This window comes from Priestia sp. SIMBA_032, from assembly GCF_046535215.1.
In the GTDB taxonomy this organism is placed as follows: Bacteria; Bacillota; Bacilli; order Bacillales; family Bacillaceae_H; genus Priestia; species Priestia aryabhattai.
Genome location: NZ_JAWRXD010000545.1, coordinates 1 through 277, shown reverse-complemented (window position 1 = coordinate 277; position 277 = coordinate 1). Strand labels below are relative to the sequence as shown.

Sequence of the window (277 nt, the reverse complement as noted above, 5' to 3'; positions counted from 1 at the left end):
CGGTCGTTCTCGCTATCGGTGTCGCCATCCTCTCGCTCGTGCAATTCGCCGTGCTCCTACGTCAGGAGAGAAACGTATGAACGCCCTCAAGGCCGGTCGCGCCGGCGCCTACGCCTTCTCCTACGGCAGCAGTCTCCTGTTTCTGATTCCTGTCTACCTTCTCGTCAACCTGGCGATCCGGCCCGCTGGTGACTTCACGCCGGCGTTCGTCCCGAGCATCCACGCCACAGGTGACAACTTCGCCCAAGTCTGGGCCCAGTCGGGACTGCCCTCAGCC

The 277-nt window shown here is 63.2% G+C and carries 1 protein-coding gene; it reads left to right on the top strand.

All coding sequences use genetic code 11. The features are described 5' to 3' along the window. Positions 1 to 76: 76 nt before the first annotated feature. A partial coding sequence (locus SB717_RS35475) for an ABC transporter permease family protein (RefSeq protein ID WP_410907622.1) occupies positions 77 to 277 on the top strand: 201 nt, incomplete at its 3' end.